The organism is Shewanella sp. 125m-7 (assembly GCF_052977045.1).
In genome coordinates, this window is sequence record NZ_JBRILQ010000002.1 from 182,643 (window position 1) to 206,109 (window position 23,467).

The window sequence follows — 23,467 nt, forward strand, 5'->3', positions numbered from 1 at the left end:
GGTTATTTTGTGAAGTGCTGGGGTTCTGTAATCCCATTTTAATGGGGCTAGCCAGTTAAATACTCTGGCTATTGAGCTCAGCTTAAGTCGATTATATTTGGGTTTTTTAATGAATTTTTCATTATCGTTTTATATTGGTTATCGTTATTGGCGAGCGCGTAAGTCCAATGCATTTGCATCATTTATTACCATCTTTGCCGTCTCTGGCATTTTACTCGGTGTTGCAGCACTGATCGTAGTCAGCTCCGTAATGAACGGCCTTGAAGGTCAGCTCAAGCAGCGAATTTTAGGCGCAGTGCCGCAATTAACTGTGCATTCGCAAACCGCGATAGTTGATTGGCCAGAACAAGTTGCCAAACTAAGTGAACTTCCCGGTGTCATTGGGGCGACCCCCAGTATCTCAACTCAAGCGATGGTGCAATCACCGAGTAATATTGGTGCTGCGCAGGTTTATGGGATTTACCCTGAACAAGAAAAGAGCTTACTCAATACCACCAAGCAAGTTTATTCCGGTGACTTTGATGCACTTGAGTCTGGAAAATACCGCATTATTTTAGGCGCAGAACTTGCCCGAATGCTCGATGTGGCCCCTGGAGATAAAATTCGTGTATTGAGCGGCGATGGCGTGGTGTATACGCCACTGGGCCCTGTGCCAAGTCAGCGCAAGTTTACCGTGGCTGGTATATTTGAGATGGGTTCTCAGGTGGACGCCACGCTTGCCTATATCCATCATGATGACGCTCAGCGCTTAATGAGGCAAAAGGCGGGGGAAGTTAAAGAGCTACGCTTGTACTTAGATGACCCTTTTAACGCTGCAAAAATGGCGCCTCAAGTCATTGACCAATTTGCCATGCCCGTGACGACAACTGATTGGCGTGATACCTACGGCCACTTGTTCGGTGCGGTTAAGATGGAAAAGAACATGATGTCTTTAATGCTCAGCCTGATTATTGCCGTTGCTGCATTTAATATAGTTTCTGCCTTGGTGATGATGGTTGTTGATAAAACCACTGACGTTGCAGTGCTTAAAACTCAAGGATTAACCACATCTAACGTGATGGGGATCTTTATGATCCAAGGATCACTTAATGCAATTATCGGGTTGATATCAGGCGTTGCAGTCGGTGTGTTGTTAACTTATAACCTCAACACTATTACTCACCTTTTAGGGATCTCTATCTTGGGAGCGGGGCAAAATTTACCGGTGCAACTTGAACTAAGTCAATTAACTTGGATTGTGGTCGGTACGTTAGTGATGACACTGGTTGCCACCGTTTACCCTGCAATTAGAGCGGCGAATGTTCAGCCTGCTACCGCGCTTAGGTATGAGTAAGCAAACATACGAGTAAGCGGTGATATGACTAAGAACAGAATAAGTAACAATAGCGAGTTAACAATGAATCAAGAATTATTGCTCCAAGTCAGCGGTGTCAGCAAACGTTATCAAGAAGGCTCTGTCGATACTGAGGTTTTGCATAATGTTGACTTACAGGTATTTAAAGGTGAGCAACTGGCTATTGTCGGTAGCTCAGGGTCGGGGAAGAGTACCTTACTGCATATTATGGGGACGCTCGATAGCCCAACCAGTGGCACCGTCACTATGCTTGGAGAGAACCTGTATAAGTTATCGAGTCAGCGTCAAGCGAAGGTGCGTAACGAAGATTTAGGCTTTATCTACCAGTTTCATCACCTATTACCTGAATTTACTGCGCTTGAAAATGTGTCTATGCCGGCGTTAATTCAAGGTCAACGTCGTAAACAGGTTGAAGCCAAAGCCAAGTCATTGCTCGAGCGCGTGGGGTTAGGTCACAGACTAAGCCATACACCCGCCGAAATGTCAGGTGGTGAGCGTCAACGGGTAGCAATTGCTAGAGCCTTGATTAACGATCCTAAGTTAGTGCTCGCAGACGAGCCAACCGGTAATCTCGATGCTAATAGCGGCGAAGCCGTATATGAGCTTATCACTGAACTTGCTGCGCAGCTGGGCACTGCATTTGTTGTGGTGACTCACGATCAAAGCCTCGCGGCAAGAATGGATAGGCAGCTGCATATGAAAGATGGCCGCTTGGTGCAAGCCGAGGAATTCACTGCATGAGAAGTCTGTTAGCTATGTGGGTTGGCTGGCGCTTCTATTTAGCGCGTCAGTCAAATCGATTTATTAACTTTATCTCGTTTGCCTCAACGGCGGGGATCGCGCTCGGGGTAACCGTGCTTATCGTGGTGTTGTCGGCGATGAATGGTTTTGAGAAAGAGTTAGAGCATCGCTTGTTAGGTGTGGTGTCACATGGTGAGTTAATTGGTGTCAATGAACCCATTCATCAGTGGCAAAACATCGTTGATGATGCCAATAAAGTGCCGGGGATCACGGCCGCAGCCCCATTTGTGCGTATGCAGGGCTTAGTACAAAAAGTCGGTGGTTTTCAGGGGCTGTCTGTACTGGGTATTGATATCAATACCGAGGCAAAAGTATCGAATATCCAGCAGTTTATGTCTGCAAATAGCTGGCAGAGTCTCGGCGAGCAACACAGTAATAATATTGTTCTTGGTAAAGGTTTAGCTAAGAGTTTAGATTTAAAAGTGGGTCAGTCGTTAAGCTTGTATATGCCCAATATCAATGGCCAGTCACAAAGTAAAATTGGCGCGGCTAAGAGTCATCGCTTTGTGGTTTCGGGCATTTTTGAGCTTGGTGGCGAACTGGATATGACCACAGCTTATATTCCGATGCAATATGCTGCAAAGACCTTAAAGTTAGGTGACAGCGTGTCGGGCGTGCGGATCAAAGTTGATGATGTATTTGCTGCCCCTAGGCTTATTCGTGATCTTGGTTATAGTCAGCAGCAATATGTGTATATTTCTGATTGGACACGCACTCAAGGGCATCTATACCAAGATATTCAATTGGTGCGCATGGTGATGTACTTAGTGCTTGCATTAGTCATTGCGGTGGCATGCTTTAATATTGTGTCGACTCTAGTAATGGCGGTGCGCGATAAACAGTCTGAAATTGCCATCTTACTGACCATGGGGATGAGAAAAACATCAATCATGCTGATCTTTATTGTCCAAGGCGCCTTTAATGGCATTTTGGGCTGTGCGATTGGCGGCGTATTAGGGGTCATGATTTCACTTAACTTAAGTGCCATAGCACGTACCATAGAGTCAGTATTAGGCGTTCAACTGTTATCGGCAGATGTGTACTTTATTGATTTTTTACCCTCGCAGCTAAAAAGTGGTGATGTGGTAACGGTTGTCTGTTTGGCTTTTGTGATGAGTGTTATCGCGACCTTATACCCCGCATGGAAAGCGAGCCAAACTCCGCCGGCAAGAGCATTGGCCGGAAGGTAATACCGATTATCAGCTCTATAAGTCAAAAAATAACGCTAGCAAATGCTGGCGTTATTTTTAAGATGCGTACTCATGCAATAAGCTACAGTTAGGCGGCTTACTTAATCGCTATTCATGTAGCCAAGCGAGTGCATCATCCTCATTGTCAAAGAAGTTAATTTCTCCAGCGACAAACCAGCGCCCTAGTTTGGTGGCGGTTTCTTGCCAACCTTTATTACCATATAGAGCAATCTTAACAAATTGATTGCCGTGTTTAAGCCCCAGTTTAAAATCGTCCCAAGCGGCACTAAGCTCCCAACCTTCAAGCTCTGTGGCATCGAATAAGGCCTTAATTTTAGGCTGTTTGACCTCAGATAGGGCGGAATCAATGACAGGGGTAATCGCAAGGTAATCGCTATGGGTCAGCTTACCTTTGGCTTTTAAGGTTAAGAAAAACTCATCACTCACTCTCTCTATGCCGATAGAGAAACCGTGTCTTAGTGCATTCATATAGACTCTCCTTGTTAGATAATGCGCGTCATACAGTATTTGTTGATATTGATAATATTAGCGCCATGAAAACTAATCCAGACAACTGCATTGATATCAATGATTATCACGTTTATGCTTTCGGCAATTTAATTTAGCCTGTTTAGCTATAAGGTTAGATGATATTTGATATTTGATATTTGATATTTGGTACTAGGTATAGAAGAGCTTGGAGCGAAAACCAAGCCAAAAGGAATAATAATGGAACAGCAAGCATATTCAATTGGCGTCACAGGCCAAAAGTGGGGAGACGCAGAAAAAGCCCAGTGGTTTAATGCTCAGTCAGTGAAACGCTCTTACCAAGATGAAGTAGTGAGTAAAATTCTAGCGCTTAAAGGCCGCTTTGACGTCGAGCAGTATGGCGCGCTGTCATACGATGCTGCACGTTATCCTCTATTTGCCATTAAATCGCTAAACTGGGATGACAACAAAGCGACCATTTTAGTGACCGGTGGCGTGCACGGCTACGAGACAAGCGGCGTGCAAGGTGCGATTCGTTTTGCTGAGACTAAAGCGGCTGAGTATGCGAAGCATTTTAATATTTTAGTGGCACCCTGTATTAGCCCTTGGGGCTATGAAACCATTAACCGCTGGAACCCGAAGGCTACTGACCCTAATCGCTCGTTCTATGCTGATAGCCCAGCAGAAGAGTCGGCTGCGTTAATTAAGCTGTTAGCCGATATTGGAGTGGATATTTTTGCCCATATCGACTTGCATGAAACCACTGATACCGATAACAGCGAATTTAGACCAGCATTGGCGGCGCGTGACGCGGTAGAACACACTAACTGGAATATTCCAGACGGATTCTATCTGGTTGGCGATACCATCAATCCACAAGATGCGTTTCAAACCGCAATGATAACGGCAGTAGAGCAGGTGACTCATATCGCTCCAGCCGATGACAGCGGTAAGTTAATTGGTGTCGTTCTGGCTCAGTTTGGCGTGATTAATTACGCGACTAAAGCCTTAGGTTTATGCGCGGGCGTGACAGATGCAAAATATGTCACCACAACAGAAGTCTACCCTGATAGCCCATTATCAGATGATGAAAACTGCATTGTGGCGCAGGTCGCTGCGATAACGGGTGGATTGGACTACTTGCTGAGCTTGTAGTTTTCGTCTCTAGTTTAAGCCTCTGGTTTAGGTCTCTGGTTTAGGAACTGCAATTTTACCTTCAGTTGCACGCCTTTTGTATAACAGCCTCGTCATTTTGATGAGGCTTTTTTATGACTATTTTTTAGTCAGCTAGAAGCAATAGATTTGAAATGAAGGACCATTTTCAGTTAACCTGTTTGCAACAATAATTTGAAATATCAAGCAAAAGGAAATTTGCGAATAAACATTAATGCAAGCCTCTTTGGACAGTTTATCTTCCTGATAATGTTAGTGATTGGCGGGATAAGCTTCTATCTTGGCAAACGTAAGACAACTACACCCATACTCATCGCGTTAATCGGCGCTGTGCTGTCAATAATTCCTCCGTTAGGACTCATTTTTATCGCTGTGCTAGCGTTAAAAAAAGACATTCAAGCCTAGAGGAACCTTCGAAATTCAATGCATAAGTTAGTCACTCCTATGTTTTATATTTACCGTTTGTATTAGATTTAACGCTGATTTAAAAGGGTTTTTATGAGCTCCGTTTTGGCCGCCGCTTTTGTTTAATCTCTCTCAGTACTTGCTCCCTTCAACGGTGAGCCATCGATGCTGATTGATAATGCCAATATTACTCAGCAGCAGGATTGCTTTAGCGGGATGTTCTCTAGCTATGATGTGTGGCAAAAAGAGATTAAGCAAAGATACCAACCGCAATACCATACCCAAGAGCAGCTAAGTCATGCAATGAGCTCGTTCGAAGCTCGATATCCCCGGCATAAATTTAATGATGCTCAGCGCGAATTAGCTTGCAGCACGATTACCTATTCGGTCGGTGGCATCCCCGTAGACGGCTTTGTGATTAACCCCAAGTTCTCGATAAAACCTTTGCCGGTGGTGGTTTTTAACCGCGGTGCAACGGTGATTTTGCCGGGTAGGCTTCAGCGCAATGATGCGCAATCTTTTTCCCATCGCGCGAGAGGGGTTTGTGATTCTTGGCAGCCAATATAGAGGGACATATAGCGCTTCAGCCGCTTCTAAGTCAGGCTCTCAAGCCCGCAATAAAATGAATGCCGAGGACGAATTTGGTGGTAGAGATGTACAAGATGTCACTGGTTTAATCGGTTATATCCCAAGTATTGCTGGTGCAGACTCCGAGCATATTGGCCTATTTGGCTGGAGCCGAGGAGGCATGCAAAACTATCTAGTATTGAAGCAGATTGAAAATATTAAAGCGGTAGTGACGGTAGCTGGGAACACTGATCTGTTCGCGGGTCTTAACCCGCGGCCTGATATGGAGCGTGTATATAAAAAACGTATTCCAAACTATCGTCAAAATAAAGTAGCCGAACTTGAAAAGCGCTCGGTGATTAAATGGGTCAATAAGTTACCGAATAATGTCCCCATCTTATTGTTACATGGCAGCGATGATAGGCGAGTCGATGTCAGCCACTCAATTACACTTGCCGAGAAGCTGAAACAGCATAACTTGAGCCATAAGCTGGTTGTTTATGAAAAGGATGATCACGGCTTAACCCACAACAAAGAGCAAGCGAACCAAGAGATCGTCTCAGGTCAGAGTGAACGTATAGGTTAAGCCAGAGTTATGGCATAGCTTAAAACATAGCGTTATAAATAGAAAACGCAGTCATTATCTGGGATCAGGTGGCTGCGTTTTTTTATTGGTGCAAAACTAACATTTTGTTGCTTGTACAACAAAATGAGTCTAAACTCTTCGCATGTTGCATATGCAACAATATACCTTTTAAAATGGCATGTTAGTTAGTCTGTTCAAGACAGGCCTAGCTTAAGCCTGTTATAGCCACTGATTAAAGATACTGGCTCAAGAGCTAGGGATTCTTGTGGAGACATAATGAAAGAGAAAATGTACCAATATATTAGCTATTTAGTTCTTGGCTTAGCAGTCGTTTTTTCGCTGTTTTTGATCACTACCGACAATATCGCTCCCTTTACCACTCAAGCTTCAGTGCATAAGAACGTGGCGACTATAGCTGCTGAAGTGCCCGGAGTCGTTACTCAGGTTTACGTTGAAAATGGCCAGCAGGTGACTCAGGGGCAGCCATTATTTGCAATTAATAAAAGCAAGTATCTGATTGCGGTAAAACAGGCCCAAGCTGAGCTTAATCAAGCATTAGAAGATAACTCTGCCAAGGGGCAAGAGTTAGTTGCGGCTGAGCAGGTTATATCTCAGCGCAGCTCAGAGAAAATGAATGCAACCCGTAAGATGAAGCGTTATCAGACGCTATTAAAGCAGGGTACGGTCACGCAGCAAGCGCTAGAAGATGCCGAGTTAGCCTATAACGTCGCATTGAGTGGTGAGTCTGCAGCCAAAGCGGATGTGAAGCGTATTAAAGCAGAGCTTGCAACTGAGCAAGATAATGCCGCAATTGAACTGGCCAAAGCAAAGTTAGCTCAAGCTCAGCTAGATCTTGAGCATACACAGGTTACAGCGCAACTCGCGGGTTCGGTGAGTAATTTACAACTACAAGCTGGAAGCTATGTCGCGGAGGGTGCGACGGCCATGTTTGTTGTAAATGAGCATGACACCTGGCTAAGTGCAGATTTTAATGAAAATGGTATTGCGCATATACAAGCTGACGCTCCCGTGATGGTTGTATTTGATGCGCTGCCAGGCAAGATATTTGATGGAAAGATTATTAATCAGGATCGCGCCATTTACGATCAATCGAGCATGAGCAATCAATTAGCCGAGGTCACTAATAGCGATCGCTGGATCAGGGAACAGCAAAAAATTCGCACTCGTATTACTGTTAATGATCTAAATAAGCAATTGATTTCAGGCTCTCGAGCCAGTGTGATGGTGATAAACGGTAATTGGCTGGTGGATGCTAGCGCTAAGATCTGGATGAGCTTGGTTAGTTACTTTCACTATGTGTATTAGCCAGGTTTGAAGTCAGGTTCGAATATGTTTTCTAACGCAATGCAAAGAAATGAAGCCATTAGGATCACCTTAGTGATTACGCTTTGTATGTTGGTTGGTCAAATGTTTAGTTTTGACTCTGCGGTCTACCTTGCGCTGTATCCAACAATCGTGATGACCAAAGTAAAAGATTATTCTTGGAGTCATCTTGTAAAAACCTTTGCGCCAACACTGCTCAGTGCATCTATAGCGCTTGTGGTTGTTGAACTGTTTCAGTCTCATCCCTTTATTGTGTGGACAATTAGTTTACTGTTTGTCGATTGGATGCGAAAAAAAGCAGATACACCCATTAAGCGTGGCGCAATGATAATGCCGGTTTTTAATTGGATTCTTATCGTGGTTTTTTCACAATTTAGTCGCCAAAGCATGCCGGATAGAATTGGTGAAATTTTTCTATCGATGTTGATTACTGTTTGTGTCGCAAAGGTTGTCGTTCGGCTTTTCCCTGTATCAGACTTAGCGGAAAACGCTAAAACTGTGATATTTAAGCCGCAACAAGTCACCTATCAGCAAAGACTTGTGGCTATGAGTCTTATCGGTACGGGTATTGCGGTATTGATGAACATTAATCTTCTTTCGGCAACCTTTTGTATGGTGCCAGTCATCGCCGCAGCAACTCAAATTGATCGCAATGCCTATAAAGAGGTGGTGAGGCGCCGCTTCATCACTCAAGTAGGTGGCTGCGCCATTGCAGTGATAGTGAGCGTTTTACTTGCAGGCCATCAAGCGGTTATCAGTTACTATACGCTTATTGTTGGCGCGGCTATTTTTTTGATTGCGACCCAGATGGTCACAGCCGAAAAAGCGTTACGAGACTTTCATGGCGATGCGCTTTTAGCGACAGTCCTACCAATCCAACTTTATATTGGTACCGCTAGTATGGGGTTGGAGAGTATTTTACTTAGAGCGTGGGAACTGGCGCTAACATTAGGTATATTATTCCTATTATTTCAGCTATCTAACAGAAGAGAACACAATGTCACAGACGAGCAAAATGGTGCCGGAGCTTGAAGCTAGTACGTCATTTATGATGGGACTTGCTTATAAACAATTTAGAACCTTGGCTAACCAAGCGTTGACGGCAAAGCTTGGCATTAGTCTTGAAATGTTAGGTGCGCTTAAAGTGTTAGCCCATGCTGGCGAGATGCCGCAGCAAGGGTTAGCTGAAAGCCTACTGCGTGAACGCTCGGCGACTAAGCGACTAGTTGATAACTGCATTAAGCGCGAATTAATCAGCAGCTATAAAAATGAAACAAATAAAAAAGCGAAATATTTAGCGATTACAGATAAAGGCATACAGGTAAAAGAGCAGGCTAGCGCTATCTTGTCAGGAATTATTGAACAGTTTTACGCGCCATTAACTGCTCAGGAGAGAGAAACGATATTAGTGCTTTGCCGTAAGCTGGTAAAAGATGATGTTTTATTGGCAAATGACTAACTAATGGGTTAAAACTTTGTAGGACCTAGGACCTAGGACCTAGGACCTAGGATTCTCCATTGAGTCTATAAATTTAGCGCTTTATTCCGCTTCCGATGCAATCACCGCTTTTATGCCGTGAGCGTGCACCTTGACGCAAATGCCGTCTTTTTTAAAGGCAATAGTCGGATTGGCTAAACGTTCTTTATCACCTTTTGGTGAACTGACTTTAACTTTTATATCAGTTTCTCCAGCTAACACGGGGGCTAACTGTGGGGCATGCTCAAGCAGCGCTTGAGTCAATGTATCGCAATCTTTAGCATTACAATCGAGTACCAGTTCAATATGCTCCCAGCCTTCAGTCGGGTAAAGCTTATCACTTGGGTAAGGTAGCTCTACACATTCAATGGCACTTGTGCCCATCATTAACGGCGTGGTGAGTTCGATAATCAAAATCGGGCGGCCGTTAATCACGTTATCAGAAATGATATTGCCGACGTTAGCAAACTCAGTACGTAGTGCATCGGCACTTTGGTTACTGTTCACTCTGAGCGCGGTATGGTCACATTCTAAAGACAGCTCATCTAGACCTAACTCTTGAGTAAAGGCTTGGATATTTAGGCTAAATGTCGTCCAGCTGTTGATTAATTCTTGGTATGTCATGTTTAGGCCTTAAGGCTGAAAAGGGGCGGAATATAGTGAAAAAGAGTATGGGGAAACGGTGTAGTTAATTCAGTCCTTATCGCCTCGTTTGCTCACTTTGAGGATTTCAGGGCTAAATTAAATAGGCTTAGGGCCAGATCTCAATCGGTGTACCTTCATCTATCGCACGCCAAAGCTCATCCATTTCGGCGTTAGTGATGGCAATGCAGCCGTCAGTCCAGTTGTACTGCTGTGCTTCTTCTGGTGACAAATTTGAGTTGGGATTTTCGCCATGGATCATGATCTGTCCGCCGGGACTAATGCCTAGCGCATCGGCACGTAATCGGTCTTCGTCATTAGGGTACGAGATATGAATTGCGCGGTAGTATGCACTATCAGACTTTTTATAATCTAATAAGTAACGGCCTTCAGGCGTGCGTTGGTCACCTTCGGTTAACTTATGACCAACAGGATTGTCGCCCATGGCAATGCGGTATTTCTTTATGAGCTTGCCATGGCGCAGTAGTGACATACTCGCTTCTGACTTTGTCACAACAACCAAATCGGCTTTTGTGTTGACCATAGCGCTGGCTAAAGTGGTCGTTGAGAAGAGGCTGCTAAATATGAATATTAGCAAACTGAATGATAAACCAATAGCGGGCATGAAAAACCTTGAATAAATAAGCTAAAACAGTGTCGAATATAACAATCATTTTACCCTAAAATAGCGCGCGTGTTGATGCTAAAAGCTAAGATTATTTTTGAGCTATCTGCATAGGCGTGTCACACTATTGATATCATTTATTTTAATGCGTTGATTTATCAATCTTAGTCGATTGAATCTTCGCCATAATGCGCAAGGACTTGCTGTAGCCAATGGCAACCGAGAAAACCGAAAAAAAGTCTGAAAGTTTACTAAAGCTTAAATTACGCCGAGTGATTTTTGGTACAGATACGCCTGCAGGGCGGTATTTTGATATCAGCTTAATGATATGTATCGTGATGAGTGTTCTCATTGTTTTTCTTGATACCGTCGCTAAGGTTCATGAACGGTACGGTGACATCATTGTCGTGATGGAGTGGTGTTTTACCATTATCTTCACCATCGAATACATATTAAGGCTCTATTGTTCGGCTAAACCGCTTAGCTATGCTAAAAGTTTCTATGGTGTGGTCGATCTGTTATCAGTGCTACCCTCATATTTAGCGCTATTTTTCCCTGGTGCAAACTTCACTTTGGTGATTAGGATCCTGAGACTGTTTAGGATTTTCCGCGTATTAAAATTATTACGTTATTTAAGTGAGGGGAATTTACTGCTGCGGGCCATGATGCAGTCGAGTCGTAAGGTATTTATCTTCTTTTTCTCTGTCAGCCTTATTGTGGTCATTTTAAGTGCCATTATGTATATGGTTGAAGGGCCAAATAATGGCTTTAGCTCGATACCCAAATCCATTTATTGGACCATTGTCACCATTACAACGGTGGGTTATGGTGATATCACTCCCCATACTCCTTTAGGCCAGGCGATAGCTGCATTTACCATGCTGTTGGGTTACTCGATTATTGCGATCCCAACTGGTATTTTAACCGCCGAAATTTCTCAAGAAATAGGCCGCTCGCGAGACTTAAGGCGTTGCAGTAACTGTCTTAAAGTGGGTCATGATCCGAATGCACAATACTGCGATCAGTGTGGCAGTGAGTTGGAAAGCGACGAATAAATAGAGTCAATGTTAAAGGATTAGCCAAGAGGAACGAGGTGATATGGCAGTAGCCAAGTTTGTACAGGGATCGATTTTACGCCACATAATGGTGATGAGTTCAACCGCTGCTGTGGGTATTTCGGCGCTGTTTGTGGTCGACTTATTAGATCTCTTCTTTCTCAGTTTACTTGGTGAGCTAGAGCTTGCTGCTGCCGTGGGTTATGCTGGCACAATCTCATTTTTTACCACCTCAATAGGCATTGGCTTATCGATAGCATTAGGCGCTTTAGTGTCGCGCTCAATTGGTAGCAAAGACGTTAAAAAAGCGAAACGATTACTGCTAAATAGCTTAGTGGTAACGCTTTTAGTGAGTATTTTTGTCGCCTTGTTGGTGTACATGTTTATTCCAGAGTTACTCAGTTTAGTCGGCGCGACAGGAGAAACCGCAAAACTGGCCGAGAGCTTCCTTGTTATCGTTGTGCCATCTTTACCGTTTATCTGTCTTGCCATGGCATTAGGTAGTGCGCTGCGCGCAGTGGGCGATGCCAAACTCTCTATGGTATCGACGCTCATCGGTGGTGGTGTTAATGCGGTATTTGACCCAATCTTTATCTTTATGTTTGCCATGGGGATAGAAGGTGCCGCAATCGCTTCTGTTATGGCGCGCATTACCGTATTTGCTGTAGCAGCACGAGGTGTTGCGGTTAAACACAATTTACTCGGTCGTTTTAATGTTGATCACTTTGTCGAAGACCTAAAGCCTATTTTCGCCATAGCGGGCCCTGCCATGCTCACTAACGTTGCAACGCCTATCGCTAACGCAGTGGTAACGCGTGCAATTGCTGATTTCGGTGACAGCTATGTTGCTGGTTGGGCAGTATTGGGCCGACTTATTCCGGTGTCATTCGGGATGATTTTTGCGTTATCTGGCGCAGTAGGGCCAATTGTTGGGCAAAACTTTGGCGCACTAGAATTTGAGCGTGTTAAAGAGTCACTCACTCGCGCGATTCAGTTCTGTACCCTCTATGTGCTGGGTGTTTCACTATTGCTCTTCTTGACGCGTCACCAAATTGTTAGCGCGTTTGATATGAAAGGGGATGCAGCAGAGCTGATCTTATTCTTTTGCACCTATATTGCGGTGTTCTTTATCTTTTCTGGCATATTATTCGTGGCTAACGCTTCATTTAATAACTTAGGTAAGGCCAAATATTCAACCTTGTTTAATGTAGGAAAAGCTACCTTAGGCACGATTCCGTTTGTGTACTTTGGTGCACACTGGGGCGGAGTCTATGGCGTGTTGGTGGGTCAAGCTGTTGGCTCGATTATTTTTGGTGTGTTAGGTGTGTTAGTGGCTTATAGGTTGGTCGATAAGGTACAAGCAATGACAGCAACTGCTGGCGTATATGGGGGACAAGATAAGCTAGAAGCTGATAAGAATGAGTTTGACGAGGAGTTGAGCTTAAGTAGTCAAAGCCCACTGTCTTCCTCTTGCGCGAACATGGCCATAGTGAATGAAGAGCAAGACTGTGAAGCCAGCAATAAAGTGGCTGAGCTTATTGGTGTACAAGAAGAGAAGGCTTCAACCAAGTAAGCTCAATCTAAAATCTAACGAAATTCGCTTTGCGCTACGGTTTAATCGCAGCAACTAACACATACTTTAAGTTAAAGGTGCTCTTAAAAAGATAGCCTTAATAAAAGAGAACATTTGAAAAGTATTAGTTAGCAGGTGTCGCTTTTTCTTCGTTAGTTTCTACTGGAGCGTCGTTAGTTGCCGCATCCGCTTCAGTTGTCCCTTCTGCTGTAACCATGTCTTGCTGGGCATCTTCTGCATCAAGTTTAATTTGTTGCTCAGCGCGTTCAGCTTTAGACACATATTTTTTGATCGTAGGCGCTGTGTGCTTGTTAAGGCGAGCCTTAGCACGTTTTGCGGTCCTTTTGATCATCTTCTGTTTTCTGTTCATGGGTTCTCTACGATATGCCTATATATGACAATTGTGGCACATTGTGCGCCAAGCTAGAAATCGGATGCGGATTTTACCCTAAACGAGGCGTGACTGCCACCGCAGTATTGATACTATCTTAATCGACTATTTTAACCTGTTGAATGCAAAAACCTGTAACAATGAGTCGCTTCCCATTAAAATAGTGGTAAAGCATCAATATCGATGCATCAAAGAGTATAAAAAATAGTATGAATCCACCGAATAATATCACCTTTTTTAGCCGCTTCGAGGCCGATATTTTAGCGGGTAAGAAAACCATTACACTGCGTGATGAGTCCGAGTCTTTCTATCTTGCGGGTCAGCGCGTGAGCGTATCAAACCTAGAAGATGGTCGCTGTTACGGTGAGCTGGATATCTTGTCGGTTGAAAAAGTGGCTTATAACGACTTAGATGCTACCCATGCCGAACAAGAAAACATGAGCCTTGCAGAACTTAAAACCCTAATTAGACTGATTTATCCTGGGATCACATCCATGTATTTAATCCGTTTCAGTCTAGTTTAGCGGCCTTTGTTATTATTGTTTTTAGTTCAATAATATTTGTACGTAATCGGCTTAATTTCACGTAGTGTGCAGTTATTCAAAACTCTGGTTTTTGAATAACGATAGTTCATGCAAAAAAACAGGCCAAACAGTAGACTTGCGCGATTAACGTGAATCATAGGGTCTGGTGTTATGCCTGAGCAAATCTTCCTTAAAGTCAGCCCCAAAAAAGCTGCCGAGCATGATGTTCGGCAGAGCTTATTCGAGGGCAATCAATTCGCTCAGAACAGCTGTTCGTCTAAAAACCAAAGTATTACCGCTTCAGACTATGATGACTCCAGCCAGCTTGAAAATGACTCGCAGGCAGATGCGATTAATGAAAACGACACGGTTATCAACTTAATGAACAATTTACACCCAACTAGCCAAACGCAATATTGTGCGTGCAAAAACACGGTTTATATAAAGGAGAGTCATCATGTCTAGCTTAAAAGGAAAACCGTGGTATTTTTTCCCTGCACTTGCCGTCGGGCTTGTAGTGCTTATTCTAGTGGTTAAAATGCGTAGCCATCCGCCACTAGAGCTACAGGCAGAGCCGAGCAAGTTGGTTGAGGTTATCGCGTTAAAGCAAGTTCCAGTTGTGGCGCAGGTCGATGCGTTTGGCCGTGTTAGTCCTAAGATTCAGTGGCAGTTACTGCCAGAGGTTGGCGGCCGCGTCGTGTATAAACACCCGGATCTTGCCGTCGGTAAAATCCTACCCAAAGACACGCTATTATTGTCTATCGACCCACTCGATTATCAAATTCGTTTGTCTCAAGCAAAGGCCGACCGCAAAGCACTTGAAGGACAACTAGTAGGTAAAGCCCTGCAGCTTAAAAACTTACAATTGTCGCTAGCCATTGAAAATAATCGCTATGACTTAGTAAAGTCAGATTTAAAGCGTAAAGAAAGCCTGCGCAAGCAAAATCTCATCTCGCAATCAGAGCTTGATGGTGAAAGACAAAACCTCTTAGCCCAGCAGCAAAAATTACAAGAGTTAGATAACAGTCTAAACCTAATGCCCAACGAGACCGATATACTCAAGGCGCAATTACAACAAGCCATCGCCCGTGAAGCAGAAGCTAATAGCCAACTGGCTAAAACCAAAATTCGTCAGCCTTTTGAGGGGCGGGTAGCGGAAGTGAATGTTGAAAATAATCAGGTGGTGTCGCCGCAGCAAGTGTTGGCTCGTATAAATGGCATCGAGGTGATGGAGGTCGAGGCCCAAGTGTCACTGGGCGATGTGATGACCTTGATGAAAACCGTCAACAAGCCACAAGGGCAAGAAAAACAGTTACCGCGTGCTGAGTCATTAGGCCTAAGCGCAGAAATCACCTTAAAAGGAGCCACTTACTCCTTTAGCTGGCCAGCTCAAATCAGCCGCATAGGTGAAACCGTTGACCCGACACTTGCGACGGTCAGCGTGGTATTACAGGTTGAGCAGCAGTACCGCGAGCTTAAAATCGGTCAGTCTCCTCCGCTAGTCAATGGCATGTTTGTTAGCGCCCGTATTAAAGGTGGCGAGCGTGATCACTGGATGGTGCCTGAGCGCGCGTTGCACGGTGATAAGCTCTACATTATGGACCAAGACAATCGCTTGCAGCTGGTTGATGTACAGGTGATGTTCCGTCAACAAGGCCAAGCGGCGCTGCAAGGTGAGTTAGTTGAGGGCATGAAGTTAGTGTTAACCGACCTTATTCCTGCTGTGAACGGTATGGCGCTGCGCACTCAAACAGATGACGCTAATGTCGACAACGCGGCTAAAGCGAACACTAAGCAGGCGGAAACTAACAAAGCGGAGATTAAGCCGTGATCGGTTTCTTTGTCCGTCATCGCACCGCCACGACCTTGTTGATGTTGGCGTTTATCATTCTAGGGATTAAGGCGCTGCCTCAGCTTAAGCGGGAGACGTTTCCTGAGTTTTCTAAAAACTATATTAGTGCGCAAGTGGTTTTACCGGGGGCATCGCCTCAAGATGTGGAAGAAAACTTGTGTCTTCGAATGGAAGATGCCGTTGATAGTTTGGGCAGCATTATTGAGACCAAATGTGACGCGCTAGAAGGCGTTGCGCGCATGACGCTTAAACTTGACGATAAGGCTGAAATTGGTCGAAGCCTTGTTGATGTGCAAACTAAAATTTCTGCCATTAAAGATTTCCCCGCCGAGATTGAACCGCCAATTGTTGAGCAGTTAGATTTTAACGAACGCATTATCGATATCGCGGTATCGGCCTCAACCAGCAAGCCTGAGCTTAAAGCCTACGCGGAGGACTTAAAGCGCCGACTCAAGCTAGATACCAGTATTCGCCAAGTAGAGATCGCCGGCTTTTCATCGCACCAGCTATTAGTCGAGATCTCGCTTGGGGCGATTAAACGTCTGGGCATGAGTGTGGCAGATGTGGCGAAGCAGATTGAACAGCAAAATGTGCAGCTCCCCAGCGGTACTGTCGAAACACCTAGTAAGAATATTCTTATCCGCTTCGATCAGCGTGAAGTGCAACCCGAGCGTCTTGCCAATATTGTTATTCGCTCAGACGCACAAGGTGGCGTGGTTCGATTAAAAGATATAGCCACCATTACAGATAGATTTGAGCTTGATGAAGAGAGCATTCGCTTCGATGGCGAGCAAGCTGCAATATTGACTGTGTTTAAGAATAAGTCACAAGATTCATTAAGGCTAAAAGAGGAAGTCATTGGCTTTTTAGACGCCGAAAAACTCCGCACTCCCAATGGGATCACCATCAGCACCTCAAATGATTTGAGCTCCTTGCTATGGGACCGCCTCAATATGCTGATTGAAAATGGCTTGCAAGGTGTGGTGCTTGTGTTCCTGTGTATGTGGTTGTTCTTCAGTTTACGTTACTCATTTTGGGTCGCGATGGGCTTACCCGTTGCCTTTATGGGGAGCTTGTTCATTATGGCGCAAGTGGGTTTAACCATTAATATTATGACGCTGGTGGCCTTTTTAATGGCGATTGGCATCATGATGGATGATGCGATTGTTATCGCCGAGTCTATTGCTGCCCATATTGAGCGAGGCTTGAGTAAAACTGACGCCGTTATTCAAGGGGTAAAGCGGGTATTACCTGGGGTGATATCATCCTTTTTAACCACGGTATTTATCTTTTCTAGCATCGCCTTTATGGAAGGCGATATGGGCAAAGTGCTCAGAGTGATCCCGCAAACCTTATTGCTTATCTTGACCGTGAGTTTAGTCGAAGCCTTTTTGATTTTGCCAAATCATCTGGCTCACGCAGCCAAAGGCAAGGAGCGAAAAACCAGTCGTTTTAAGCAAAAATTTAACCAACAGTTTGAGCATTTTAGAACCGTGCAATTAGTGGCTGCTGTTGAGTGGGTGATCAACTGGCGCTATCTGTTTATGGGCTCAGTGGTCAGCTTATTGCTTATTTCTATTTCGCTAGCAGCAGGTGGCGCAGTTAAGTTTGTTGGTTTTCCAGAGCTTGACGGTGATGTAGCCGAAGCGCGCATTATCTTGCCGCCAGGCGCAACGCTGCAACAAACTGAGCGGGTGGTTAATCGAGTGGTCAGCGTTGCTAACCAGCTAGGTGATAAATACAGCGAGAAAGAAGACGGACAACAACTTATCCAGCACATCACTGAGCGCTTTAACTTTAACGCCGATGCCGGTGAAAGTGGCGCCCATGTGGCCACGGTAAAAGTTGACTTGCTCAGCGCTGAAGTGCGCCAAACACTGATGAGTACCTTTATCAGAGAATGGCAGCAGGGCGTGGGCGAAATGGTTGATCCCATTGCCATTGTCTTTAAGCAACCTAAGATGGGGCCCGCTGGGCGCGCAATTGAAATTCGCGTTAGAGGTGACAATTTAGACGAGCTTAAAGCGGCAGCCATAGAGGTGCAGCAATACTTACAAGGCTTTAATGGCGTATCAGGCGTGATGGACAGCATGAGACCGGGTAAAGCCGAAATTTTGATGACCTTAAAACCGGGCGCCGAGGCATATGGCGTCAACGGTATGATGCTCGCGAGTCAACTTCGCGGCGCCTATTTTCATCAAACCGCCGATACCATTCAAGTAGGGCCTGAGAGCATTCAAATCGATGTGCAGTTAGATAAGAGTGATGCCGCTAAGCTTGAAAACTTGGCAAATTTCCCCATCAACATCGGCAATGCCGGTGAGCAAGTGCCGCTATCCGCGGTGGCCAACTTTGAGTGGCAACGAGGCTACGTTAAGATCTCGCGCCTCGATGGTATGCGATTTGTCACCATTACTGGCGAAGTGGATACTCACTTAGCTAACGCTAGCGAAATCAATAACGCCTTTAAAGATGAGCTATTACCTGAGCTTAAAAAGCGCTATCCAGGTATTCGTGTCAGCTATGAAGGCGAAGTGAAAGAGAGTGCCACCACCCAAAACTCAATGGCGAGTGGTTTTATTGTTGGCTTGCTGGCGGTATTTGCCATCTTAAGCTTGCAGTTCAAGAGCTACATTGAGCCATTAGTCGTGATGGCGGTTATTCCGCTTGGGTTAATTGGCGTGTTATGGGGGCATCTATTATTGGGTTACTCCATGAGCATGCCATCGATACTCGGCTTTGTGGCCTTAGCGGGAGTGGTTGTTAATGACTCTATATTGCTAGTGCAGTATATCCGCTTTCATGTAGAAGAGGGCCAATCGGTGCATCAAGCGGTAGTGAGTGCTAGCAAAGAGCGCTTCAGAGCGGTATTTATTACGTCCTTAACCACGGCTGCGGGCATGTTGCCACTCTTATTAGAGACCAGTATTCAGGCTCAGGTTTTGCAACCATTAGTCGTCTCTATGGTATTTGGTATTTTTGCATCAACGGCACTGGTGCTGTTTATGGTGCCAGCATGCTACGCGATTCTAGAAGACTTTGGCAAAGTGAGCTTTAGTAAAAAAAATGAGGCGATAGAGGGATAACGTCGTGTGTTTAGAGCCCTTTAACTAAAGGGCAGTCAAAGTAAAGACACTGAATCGTTAGGTTTAGTGTCTTTTTTTAAGTGAAACCGTTTTCGTATGATCTGCAAAGGGTGAATTACGGGCAATGCATCTATGATGATGTACCGATAATAATGTACCGATAATCATGTACCGATAATCATTCGGACTAAGCTGGTGATTAACAGTATCAATAAACGGGTGCCTGCAAGGTATTATTTTTAGTTAACTTTAGGTGCGAAAAACACTCATTATCCAGAGTTCAGCTTAAATATTAACATCGCTTGTTTCTAAAGCTATAGCCATCTTGCTAGAATGCAATCCTTACCTATTTAGCACACTTTTTGGGAATCATGATGAAGATCCTTGCCGATGAAAATATGCCTTATGTTCAACAGTTGTTTGGTGATTTAGGTACCATTGAAACGGTAAACGGTAGGGAGCTCACCCCTGAGCAAGTGAAAGATGCTGACGTGTTGCTCGTCCGCTCGGTGACTAAAGTGAATCAATCGCTGTTAGCTGACAATAAACAACTTAAATTTGTTGGCAGCGCCACCATTGGCACCGATCATATCGACCTCGACTATCTTGCGAGTCGTGATATTCCATTTTCGAACGCGCCAGGTTGTAACGCGACGGCGGTGGGGGAATTCGCTTTTATAGCAATGCTTGAATTAGCGCAGCGTTTTAATAGTCCTCTTAAAGGCAAGGTGGTCGGTATAGTCGGTGCGGGTAATACCGGCACGGCGGTTGCTAAATGCCTTGAGGCTTACGGGATAAAAGTGCTGCTAAATGATCCTCTATTAGCGCAACGCGGTGATCCCCGTACTTTTGTGTCGTTAGAAACGCTTATTAAAAAGTGTGATGTGATTAGCCTACATGTGCCGATAACTAAAAGCGGGGAGCACAAAACCTGGTATCTGTTTGATGAGGCGCGGCTCAATAGCCTAGGTGAAAACTGTTGGCTGCTTAACTGCTGCCGCGGTGAGGTGATAAATAACCGCGCCCTAATAAACTTCAAGCAGCGGCGAGACGATGTAAAAGTGGTGCTTGATGTGTGGGAAGGTGAGCCCAACCCTATGGCAGAGCTTGTTCCTTATATTGAGTTTTGCACGCCGCATATCGCAGGTTACTCATTAGAGGGGAAAGCGCGCGGCACTTATATCTTGTATCAGAAACTGGCACAGGTTTTACAGATTAGTACCGATAAACAGATGGACACACTGCTGCCAGCCCTTTGGAGCGAGCAAGTTACTCTTAAAGACATAAGCAGTGAAAGAGCATTATTGCAGCTAGCCAGATTTGTATACGATTTGCGCGATGACGACGAATTATTTAGAAAACAGTTTCTAAATAAGCAAGGGTTCGATCATATGAGAAAAAATCACACCCATCGCCGTGAATTTAGCGCATTAAAGGTAGGCAATACAGGGCAAACTAATGTAAATTGGTTATCCAATTTAGGGTTTTCAGGAGTCGGGCTGTAATTATGTCGCAGGAATTTAATGTTGTCGTATTAGGTGCATCGGGCGCAGTGGGTCAAACAATGATTGAGATCCTCGAAGAGCGTAACTTTCCGATTGCGAATTTGTATCCTCTTGCCAGCAGCCGCAGTGCCGGTAATACGGTAAGCTTCCACGGTAAACAGGTCGAAATTTTAGATGTAGACACCTTTGACTGGTCACAGGCGCAAATCGGTTTCTTCTCTGCTGGTGGTGATGTTTCAGCTAAATGGGCGCCTATTGCCGCCGAAAATGGCTGTGTTGTTATCGATAACACGTCGCATTTCAGATACGACATCGATGTGCCACTAGTGATCCCAGAGGTGAACCCTGAAGCGATTGCTGATTTCAGAAACCGTAACATCATTGCCAACCCAAATTGCTCAACGATTCAGATGTTGGTTGCACTAAAACCTATTTATGATGCCTTTGGTATTTCACGTATTAACGTGGCAACTTACCAATCAGTTTCAGGTTCAGGCAAGCAGGCGATTGAAGAATTAGCGGGTCAGTGCGCGAAGCTTTTACAAGGTTTACCTGTTGAACCTAAGACTTATCCTAAGCAAATCGCGTTTAACGTATTGCCACAAATCGATAAGTTTATGGACAATGGCTACACCAAAGAAGAGATGAAAATGGTGTGGGAAACCCAGAAAATTTTTGGTGATACCAGCATTGTTGTTAACCCAACGGCTGTACGTGTCCCAGTTTTCTACGGTCACTCAGAAGCGATTCATTTAGAAACCCTACAAGCTGTTGATGCTGAAGACGTTAAAGCAGTATTACGCAGTGCAGAGGGCGTCGAATTGTTTGAAGGTGATGACGATTACCCAACAGCAATCACCGAAGGTACTGGCAAGGATGCTGTTTATGTTGGCCGTGTAAGAAAAGATATTTCACACGAAAATGGCATAAACCTTTGGGTAGTATCAGATAACATCCGTAAGGGTGCGGCACTAAATAGTGTCCAAATCGCTGAAGTTTTGATTAGAGACTATTATTGATATCTGCTCATAGCGGGTAAGCAATGATTAAAAAGTCCGCATTATGCGGGCTTTTTATGTTTTAAAGATGTGAACAGTAGCAGGGTGACAGAATCTAGTTTATAGTAATCTCAATAAATACAATTGCCTAAAGCTCGTCACCAGGCTGGTGACTCTAGCGTGCTTTAAAGGGAAGGATTGATGAACTTTCGCACATCGCATCTTGTCGGCTTAATCGCCACGGGAATAGTGGCTATTACAGCCCCTTCGATTAATTCAGTTGCTGCTGAGCCATTAAAAATTACAGGGCCAGATGGCCAAGTAAAGCAAAGCATTCGTCAATATGGCCCGACAACCTCGGCAGATACGTTTTGGAGTATCGCACAAGGGGTAAAGCCAGATAATAGTGTGACTGTTTACCAAGTCATGACAGCGTTATACGACGCCAATCCTCATGCATTTTCTAGCAAAAACTATAACAGCTTAGAGCGCGGTATGATTTTACTGGTGCCGAGTAAAGCTGTGATGCTGCAAACGTCTCAAGCTGACGCGAAAGCCCGCGCCGAACGTAATGATCGCAGATGGACTTCAAGCCCTGTAGCGGTCAAGCCAAGTGTAACCGCAAAAACGGTCGCTCCAACGTCTGTAAGTCCTAGAGCGACTCCTAAGCCAGCGGTTGTCGCTAAGCACAACCCTCTCATTGCAGAATTATCAGCAGAAGTCGCTGCTTTAACTAAGCAAATGGAAGATATCCAAGCTCAAAATCTTGCGCTTACCGATGAGTTAGCCCGAGCGAGTGACGAGATTGTTGTCGGCTCGTCGGATACGGCAGCGTTTCAAGATGAAATTTCGCAGCTTAAAGAAGAAAACGCATTATTAAAGCAAGCACTTCAAGACTCAAAGTCTGAAAATGAAGCTCTAAATCAGCAGCTTCAGCTTAAACAGCAACAGCTTGCTACGGCACCTGAGCCTCAACTCGAGGCTAAACAAGAGCCGACGTCCGACCTGTGGCGAACGATATTAGACAATCCTTTACTGTTAGTTTTAGGGGCAGTGTTACCCGCGCTCCTCGTAATCATGTTGTTCTGGTTGTTTATTAGACGCAGAAATGACGCTAAAACAGAAGAGCCATCAGCTGATGATGCACCTGTAATAGAAAAACATTCAGACGCTCAAGCTGATGGAACGCTAGAAGATAAGCTTGATGATGCCGATGGTTTAGCAGTGCATCTGGATACTGATGACTCTTCTAGCATGACGCCATTAAAGGGAGCCCTGGCTGCAGATGCGTTTGCTGAAGAACAAGATATTGTAGTTGAAGACTCCCAAGACGAAGGTCAATCCTTAGATGATTTATGGGCTGAGGCGATGGGGGAGCAAGATCAAAATGAAACTGATGAGTTCGACGCATTTAATAATACTTTAACTACGGCTTCATCTGATGATAGTGCTTCAATGTCATCAGATGAAGCGGATCTTGATTCACTACTTGCGGGCTTTGATGAGCCGGCAGAGCAAGAACAAGAACAGCAATTATCAGGCGATAAAGATGATGATTTAGATGCCTTGCTTGCTGGATTTGAACATGATGATGATCAAGTTGTTCAATTAGAACAAAGCAATGAAACGGGTGTTGCTACAGAAGATGATATCGATGACATAGATGCGTTACTTGCAGACTTTGATACTTCTAATCCTGAAGCGAGCGCAGAAGATGATTTAGATGCCTTGCTTGCTGGATTCGAACATGACAATGATCAAGTTGTTCAATTAGAACAAAGCAATGAAACGGGTGTTGCTACAGAAGATGATATCGATGACATAGATGCG

The 23,467-nt window shown here is 44.6% G+C and carries 22 protein-coding genes; 18 read left to right on the top strand and 4 right to left on the bottom strand.

Features of this window, described 5'->3' with window-relative positions:
* Window positions 1–109 precede the first annotated feature (109 nt).
* From ACVBIL_RS01690 to lolE, 3 genes are all read left to right on the top strand, one after another.
* Window positions 110–1,333, top strand: a complete 1,224-nt coding sequence (locus tag ACVBIL_RS01690; protein ID WP_447165256.1) for a lipoprotein-releasing ABC transporter permease subunit — start codon at window positions 110–112, stop codon at window positions 1,331–1,333.
* A 63-nt stretch (window positions 1,334–1,396) separates the two neighbouring features.
* Window positions 1,397–2,095 carry a lipoprotein-releasing ABC transporter ATP-binding protein LolD gene (gene lolD, locus ACVBIL_RS01695; protein ID WP_447165257.1) on the top strand — a complete coding sequence of 233 codons (699 nt, stop codon included), beginning with the start codon at window positions 1,397–1,399 and terminating at the stop codon, window positions 2,093–2,095.
* On the top strand, window positions 2,092–3,345 hold the full coding sequence (gene lolE / locus ACVBIL_RS01700) for a lipoprotein-releasing ABC transporter permease subunit LolE (RefSeq protein ID WP_447165258.1): 1,254 nt from the start codon (window positions 2,092–2,094) through the stop codon (window positions 3,343–3,345). The genes lolD and lolE overlap by 4 nt, the downstream gene beginning before the upstream one ends.
* Window positions 3,346–3,453: 108 nt before the next feature.
* Here lolE and ACVBIL_RS01705 read toward each other — a convergent pair whose 3' ends face one another.
* The gene (locus tag ACVBIL_RS01705) at window positions 3,454–3,834 is read right to left on the bottom strand and encodes an STAS/SEC14 domain-containing protein (protein WP_447165259.1); all 381 of its coding nucleotides are present in this window, start codon (window positions 3,832–3,834) and stop codon (window positions 3,454–3,456) included.
* Window positions 3,835–4,074: 240 nt separating this feature from the next.
* Between ACVBIL_RS01705 and ACVBIL_RS01710 the strand changes: the two genes are divergently transcribed.
* The 6 genes from ACVBIL_RS01710 (at window position 4,075) to ACVBIL_RS01735 (ending at window position 9,368) form a co-directional block, all read left to right on the top strand.
* The gene (locus tag ACVBIL_RS01710; protein ID WP_447165260.1) at window positions 4,075–4,989 is read left to right on the top strand and encodes a M14 family metallopeptidase; all 915 of its coding nucleotides are present in this window, start codon (window positions 4,075–4,077) and stop codon (window positions 4,987–4,989) included.
* Between the two features lie 588 nt (window positions 4,990–5,577).
* The gene (locus ACVBIL_RS01715) at window positions 5,578–5,979 is read left to right on the top strand and encodes a hypothetical protein (protein WP_447165261.1); all 402 of its coding nucleotides are present in this window, start codon (window positions 5,578–5,580) and stop codon (window positions 5,977–5,979) included.
* The gene (locus ACVBIL_RS01720; RefSeq protein ID WP_447165262.1) at window positions 5,918–6,565 is read left to right on the top strand and encodes an alpha/beta hydrolase family protein; all 648 of its coding nucleotides are present in this window, start codon (window positions 5,918–5,920) and stop codon (window positions 6,563–6,565) included. The genes ACVBIL_RS01715 and ACVBIL_RS01720 overlap by 62 nt, the downstream gene beginning before the upstream one ends.
* Before the next feature lie 276 nt (window positions 6,566–6,841).
* Complete coding sequence (locus tag ACVBIL_RS01725) at window positions 6,842–7,891, top strand: HlyD family secretion protein (protein ID WP_447165263.1); 1,050 nt, start codon at window positions 6,842–6,844, stop codon at window positions 7,889–7,891.
* Window positions 7,892–7,915: 24 nt separating this feature from the next.
* Window positions 7,916–8,941: a DUF2955 domain-containing protein gene (locus ACVBIL_RS01730; RefSeq protein WP_447165264.1), complete on the top strand. Its 1,026-nt coding sequence runs from the start codon at window positions 7,916–7,918 to the stop codon at window positions 8,939–8,941.
* A complete protein-coding gene (locus ACVBIL_RS01735; protein WP_447165265.1) occupies window positions 8,907–9,368 on the top strand; it encodes a MarR family winged helix-turn-helix transcriptional regulator in 462 nt (153 codons plus the stop codon). The genes ACVBIL_RS01730 and ACVBIL_RS01735 overlap by 35 nt, the downstream gene beginning before the upstream one ends.
* Before the next feature lie 81 nt (window positions 9,369–9,449).
* Here the strand turns inward: ACVBIL_RS01735 and ACVBIL_RS01740 are convergent, their stop codons facing one another.
* Both ACVBIL_RS01740 and ACVBIL_RS01745 read right to left on the bottom strand, forming a co-directional pair.
* A complete protein-coding gene (locus ACVBIL_RS01740) occupies window positions 9,450–10,010 on the bottom strand; it encodes a VOC family protein (protein ID WP_447165266.1) in 561 nt (186 codons plus the stop codon).
* A 127-nt stretch (window positions 10,011–10,137) separates the two neighbouring features.
* Window positions 10,138–10,572: a L,D-transpeptidase family protein gene (locus ACVBIL_RS01745; RefSeq protein ID WP_447165267.1), complete on the bottom strand. Its 435-nt coding sequence runs from the start codon at window positions 10,570–10,572 to the stop codon at window positions 10,138–10,140.
* Window positions 10,573–10,865: 293 nt separating this feature from the next.
* Between ACVBIL_RS01745 and ACVBIL_RS01750 the strand changes: the two genes are divergently transcribed.
* Together ACVBIL_RS01750 and ACVBIL_RS01755 are read left to right on the top strand one after the other, a co-directional pair.
* A complete protein-coding gene (locus ACVBIL_RS01750; RefSeq protein ID WP_447165268.1) occupies window positions 10,866–11,708 on the top strand; it encodes an ion transporter in 843 nt (280 codons plus the stop codon).
* 43 nt (window positions 11,709–11,751) lie between these two features.
* Window positions 11,752–13,281: an MATE family efflux transporter gene (locus tag ACVBIL_RS01755; protein ID WP_447165269.1), complete on the top strand. Its 1,530-nt coding sequence runs from the start codon at window positions 11,752–11,754 to the stop codon at window positions 13,279–13,281.
* 124 nt (window positions 13,282–13,405) lie between these two features.
* On the opposite strand, the gene ACVBIL_RS01760 is transcribed toward ACVBIL_RS01755, so the two are convergent.
* Window positions 13,406–13,651: a DUF2986 domain-containing protein gene (locus ACVBIL_RS01760; RefSeq protein WP_447165270.1), complete on the bottom strand. Its 246-nt coding sequence runs from the start codon at window positions 13,649–13,651 to the stop codon at window positions 13,406–13,408.
* 230 nt (window positions 13,652–13,881) lie between these two features.
* Here ACVBIL_RS01760 and yqfB point away from each other — a divergent pair, with 230 nt between their 5' ends.
* The 7 genes from yqfB to ACVBIL_RS01795 form a co-directional block, all read left to right on the top strand.
* Entirely contained in the window at window positions 13,882–14,196 is a 315-nt protein-coding gene (gene yqfB, locus ACVBIL_RS01765) for a N(4)-acetylcytidine aminohydrolase (RefSeq protein WP_447165271.1), read from the top strand.
* 171 nt (window positions 14,197–14,367) lie between these two features.
* Window positions 14,368–14,661, top strand: coding sequence for a hypothetical protein (locus ACVBIL_RS01770; RefSeq protein ID WP_447165272.1), 294 nt, complete (start codon window positions 14,368–14,370; stop codon window positions 14,659–14,661).
* Entirely contained in the window at window positions 14,654–16,027 is a 1,374-nt protein-coding gene (locus ACVBIL_RS01775; protein WP_447165273.1) for an efflux RND transporter periplasmic adaptor subunit, read from the top strand. The genes ACVBIL_RS01770 and ACVBIL_RS01775 overlap by 8 nt, the downstream gene beginning before the upstream one ends.
* A complete protein-coding gene (locus ACVBIL_RS01780; protein WP_447165274.1) occupies window positions 16,024–19,134 on the top strand; it encodes an efflux RND transporter permease subunit in 3,111 nt (1,036 codons plus the stop codon). The genes ACVBIL_RS01775 and ACVBIL_RS01780 overlap by 4 nt, the downstream gene beginning before the upstream one ends.
* 374 nt (window positions 19,135–19,508) lie before the next feature.
* Window positions 19,509–20,639: a 4-phosphoerythronate dehydrogenase gene (locus ACVBIL_RS01785; RefSeq protein WP_447165275.1), complete on the top strand. Its 1,131-nt coding sequence runs from the start codon at window positions 19,509–19,511 to the stop codon at window positions 20,637–20,639.
* Between the two features lie 2 nt (window positions 20,640–20,641).
* Window positions 20,642–21,658, top strand: coding sequence for an aspartate-semialdehyde dehydrogenase (locus ACVBIL_RS01790; RefSeq protein ID WP_447165276.1), 1,017 nt, complete (start codon window positions 20,642–20,644; stop codon window positions 21,656–21,658).
* Window positions 21,659–21,838: 180 nt separating this feature from the next.
* Window positions 21,839–23,467 (top strand): FimV/HubP family polar landmark protein (locus ACVBIL_RS01795; protein WP_447165277.1); only part of this gene is annotated, 1,629 nt, incomplete at its 3' end.

What these genes read in the sequence shown, in the direction of transcription:
- ACVBIL_RS01690 (WP_447165256.1), top strand. Translation starts at nt 110, where the DNA reads ATGAATTTTTCATTATCGTTTTATATTGGTTATCGTTATTGGCGAGCG.
- lolD (WP_447165257.1), top strand. Translation starts at nt 1,397, where the DNA reads ATGAATCAAGAATTATTGCTCCAAGTCAGCGGTGTCAGCAAACGTTAT.
- lolE (WP_447165258.1), top strand. Translation starts at nt 2,092, where the DNA reads ATGAGAAGTCTGTTAGCTATGTGGGTTGGCTGGCGCTTCTATTTAGCG.
- ACVBIL_RS01705 (WP_447165259.1), bottom strand. Translation starts at nt 3,834, where the DNA reads ATGAATGCACTAAGACACGGTTTCTCTATCGGCATAGAGAGAGTGAGT.
- ACVBIL_RS01710 (WP_447165260.1), top strand. Translation starts at nt 4,075, where the DNA reads ATGGAACAGCAAGCATATTCAATTGGCGTCACAGGCCAAAAGTGGGGA.
- ACVBIL_RS01715 (WP_447165261.1), top strand. Translation starts at nt 5,578, where the DNA reads ATGCTGATTGATAATGCCAATATTACTCAGCAGCAGGATTGCTTTAGC.
- ACVBIL_RS01720 (WP_447165262.1), top strand. Translation starts at nt 5,918, where the DNA reads ATGATGCGCAATCTTTTTCCCATCGCGCGAGAGGGGTTTGTGATTCTT.
- ACVBIL_RS01725 (WP_447165263.1), top strand. Translation starts at nt 6,842, where the DNA reads ATGAAAGAGAAAATGTACCAATATATTAGCTATTTAGTTCTTGGCTTA.
- ACVBIL_RS01730 (WP_447165264.1), top strand. Translation starts at nt 7,916, where the DNA reads ATGTTTTCTAACGCAATGCAAAGAAATGAAGCCATTAGGATCACCTTA.
- ACVBIL_RS01735 (WP_447165265.1), top strand. Translation starts at nt 8,907, where the DNA reads ATGTCACAGACGAGCAAAATGGTGCCGGAGCTTGAAGCTAGTACGTCA.
- ACVBIL_RS01740 (WP_447165266.1), bottom strand. Translation starts at nt 10,010, where the DNA reads ATGACATACCAAGAATTAATCAACAGCTGGACGACATTTAGCCTAAAT.
- ACVBIL_RS01745 (WP_447165267.1), bottom strand. Translation starts at nt 10,572, where the DNA reads ATGGTCAACACAAAAGCCGATTTGGTTGTTGTGACAAAGTCAGAAGCG.
- ACVBIL_RS01750 (WP_447165268.1), top strand. Translation starts at nt 10,866, where the DNA reads ATGGCAACCGAGAAAACCGAAAAAAAGTCTGAAAGTTTACTAAAGCTT.
- ACVBIL_RS01755 (WP_447165269.1), top strand. Translation starts at nt 11,752, where the DNA reads ATGGCAGTAGCCAAGTTTGTACAGGGATCGATTTTACGCCACATAATG.
- ACVBIL_RS01760 (WP_447165270.1), bottom strand. Translation starts at nt 13,651, where the DNA reads ATGAACAGAAAACAGAAGATGATCAAAAGGACCGCAAAACGTGCTAAG.
- yqfB (WP_447165271.1), top strand. Translation starts at nt 13,882, where the DNA reads ATGAATCCACCGAATAATATCACCTTTTTTAGCCGCTTCGAGGCCGAT.
- ACVBIL_RS01770 (WP_447165272.1), top strand. Translation starts at nt 14,368, where the DNA reads ATGCCTGAGCAAATCTTCCTTAAAGTCAGCCCCAAAAAAGCTGCCGAG.
- ACVBIL_RS01775 (WP_447165273.1), top strand. Translation starts at nt 14,654, where the DNA reads ATGTCTAGCTTAAAAGGAAAACCGTGGTATTTTTTCCCTGCACTTGCC.
- ACVBIL_RS01785 (WP_447165275.1), top strand. Translation starts at nt 19,509, where the DNA reads ATGAAGATCCTTGCCGATGAAAATATGCCTTATGTTCAACAGTTGTTT.
- ACVBIL_RS01790 (WP_447165276.1), top strand. Translation starts at nt 20,642, where the DNA reads ATGTCGCAGGAATTTAATGTTGTCGTATTAGGTGCATCGGGCGCAGTG.